The following is a 2,964-nucleotide window of genomic DNA, read 5'->3' as shown; positions in this document are numbered from 1 at the left end:
GTCTTTAATTTCATGTTATTATTGATTGGGCATAGGGCATAGGGCATAGGGCATAGGGCATTGGTAATTGTCAACCACTGACTACTGACAACAGTCAACTGACAACTAACGCAAGCGGGTTCCGCCACCTGGTTGCAAACCTGGAATTCCACCCGATGATGGAGTTTGGGATCTAGGCCGCAATCCGGAGGGTACACTAATCAGCACTTTTTCATCTCCTTTTAAACCCGATCGCACTTCCGTCTTGTCATCCACTGTCATACCAGTTTTAATCGGCATAAAAGCAGGTTTTCCATCTTTTCCGCCGGGAACAAATACCCCCGTTGCCCTTTGTTGGCGGACAATTGCCGCTGTGGGGACTACCAAAACATTTTTGAGTTCGCCTGCTTTAAACTCGACATTTACATTCATCCCAGAACGCAGCATTTGTTTGTCATCATTAATAATTGCGGCTTTTACCTCAAAACTTGTCACATTTTGCTGGACGATCGACTGAGGCGAAATTTGAGTGATTTTACCTGCAAAAGTTTTTCCTGCAAAAGCATCGGCTTGAATAGACGCAGCTTGGCCGATCTGAATTTGAGCAATATTAGTTTCTGCTACGTTTGCGATTAATTGATTTTTTGAAGCTAAGGACAAAATCGAAGAAGAAGTCGCCGAAGAAACCGCACTTCCCGCTGTCGTGGGAGTCACAAAAGCGCCCGGATCTGCGTATTTGCGGGTGACAGTGCCACTAAAAGGAGCCCGTAACACAGTGTCATCGATCAGGGCTTGGACGCTTTGCAGGCTGCCTCTAGCGGAGAGAACTTGGGCGCGGGCTTGGGCGATTTCTTCGGGGCGAGAACCGGCTTCTAGCAGCGCCAAAGCTTGCTGTTTTTGCTCGACTGCGGCGCGGGCTTGGGCGATTTCTTCGGGGCGCGCGCCCGATCGCACCAGGGCCAAAGCTTGCCGTTTCTGCTCCACCGCAGCCCGTCCCGCAGCGATATCTTCGGGGCGCGCGCCCGATCGCACCAGGACCAAAGCTTGCCGTTTCTGCTCCACCGCAGCCCTAGCTGCTGCGATTTCTTGGGGGCGAGCACCGGCCTTCAGCAAAGCTACAGCTTGTTCGGCTTGTCTGACTTGCGTGCCGGCTCGATCGCGCGCGGTGCGGGAATTGTTGACAATTTGCAAAGCAATCGCCCCAGCAGAATAGAGTTCTTGATTTCTCTGAAAGTCATCCTCTGCTTGATTTTTAGCGTATTCGGCATCTTTGAGTTTGGCACTTGCTTGGGCGATATCTTCAGGCCGATTCCCCTCAAGCAACTTTTGTAAATTTGCCTGTTGTTCAGCTAATTGCGCCTCGGCGACGACAATCTCCTGAGTTCGATTCCCATTGAGCAATTTTTGTAAATTTGCCTGTTGTTCTGCGACTTGCGCCTCAGCTACAGCAACATCTTGGCTGCGATTCCCGTTGAGCAATTTTTCCAGACTGGCTTGTTGTTCTGCTAAAACTGCCTTAGCCGCAGCAATATCTTGGCTGCGATTACCGTTGAGCAATTTTTGCAAGTTTGCTTCGGCCCCTGCGAGTTGTCCGCGAGTTTGGGTAAGTTGGCCTTGGAGGTTGGAGTCGTCCATGTAGGCGAGAATCTCCCCTTTTTCAACGCTATCTCCTTCGTTGACAAGCAAACTTTTGAGCACTCCTGAAGTTTTGGGGCTGACGTTGACGGAACGTTCGGGTACAATTGTGCCGTTTGCCGAAATTGTAATCGGCAGGTTGAGCCTTTCTACAGCAACGGTTTTTTCCTTGCGCCCGGTTTCGCTACGCTGTTTGACTGCGAGTTGGCTGTAAGCTGTGTAGCCTACTCCTGCCAGCAATCCGGTGGCTAGAAGCCCACTCAGCCAGGGAGTTAGCTCTTTTTTAATGTGAAAGTTTTTTACAAGGTACATATTCTAAAAAAGTAGATATAAATTAGATCTTGATGGGTCTGTCTGTGATTTAGACCGATCGGGAACAGAAAAGGTTCAATGAAAGTGTGTTTAATTTTTTCGGTTGTGCCGTTATGTGGCAGGAATATTCTAATAATCAGGAAATCAGCTACGATTAATTGAGAATCTCGATCGATGAGAAATGCAGAAATAAGCATTCAATTAGAGTTGCTACCGGAGTTAGAAAGTCAACTATCTACTGAAGCCTTGCGACTAAACCTACCTTTATCTGAATATATCCTACGTGTTTTATCGATCAGAAAAGTTCTGAGCAACGCACCTAAAACTGGAGCAGAACTTGTTGCTTATTGGCAAAGCAAAGGAGTCATCAACTCACGACCTGATATCAGCGTATATTTAGAGCGGGCTCTCCCGCCCACCCCACTCATTGTTTGATTGTTTTTCAACATCCAATTTAAGTGCCCAACAGCTTATAGTGATTTTACCGAAGCACAGAGGATTTAAGCCCCACCTTTAGGTGGATTGTTTTTAGGCAGGGGATTTAAGCCCCTGCCTAAAAAATTCGCACTCCGAAGTCAACTGTCAACTGTCAACTGTCAACTGTCAACTGTCAACTGTCAACTGTTACCTGCCAGCCATCAACACTTGTTCAGCAGTCAGTTTTAAATCTGGGAAAGTTAGAGAGACAATGGTTTGATTACCCCGAATCTGCTGAATTTGATATTCCCCATTCACTAAAGTGCAGATAGAGAGGGTGGGTTGTTTGGGCTTCCCAATGTGTTGAGTACCACCCAATCCTGCGTGGTCTGCAATCCAATATTCAGGAATACCTAAAACTGCGTAGTCTTCGACCTTACGGGAATAATCATTTTGCCAGTTGCTACTAACAACTTCTGCCACAAATTTAATCGAACTGCCCAGTGTTAGCATCGACTCGTTAGACCAAAACAGTTCTTTGCTAAGGGGTGCATCTCACTTTGGCAAATACATCAAATTGAAAGTTGACCGTTGAGATAAGCACAGCGAAGAGAAAGGATA

2 protein-coding genes are annotated in these 2,964 nt (G+C 47.2%); both read right to left on the bottom strand.

Features of this window, described 5'->3' with window-relative positions; all coding sequences use genetic code 11:
• Window positions 1-105: 105 nt before the first annotated feature.
• Complete coding sequence (locus tag QUB52_RS26385) at window positions 106-1,926, bottom strand: efflux RND transporter periplasmic adaptor subunit (RefSeq protein ID WP_332975327.1); 1,821 nt, start codon at window positions 1,924-1,926, stop codon at window positions 106-108.
• 624 nt (window positions 1,927-2,550) lie between these two features.
• Window positions 2,551-2,856 (bottom strand): Uma2 family endonuclease, encoded by a 306-nt coding sequence (locus QUB52_RS26380; protein WP_332975326.1) that lies wholly within the window; start codon window positions 2,854-2,856, stop codon window positions 2,551-2,553.
• Window positions 2,857-2,964 lie beyond the last annotated feature (108 nt).

This window comes from Microcoleus sp. A6-C6, from assembly GCF_036705955.1.
In the GTDB taxonomy this organism is placed as follows: domain Bacteria; phylum Cyanobacteriota; class Cyanobacteriia; order Cyanobacteriales; family Microcoleaceae; genus Microcoleus.
This window is presented reverse-complemented; position numbering and strand designations above follow the sequence as displayed.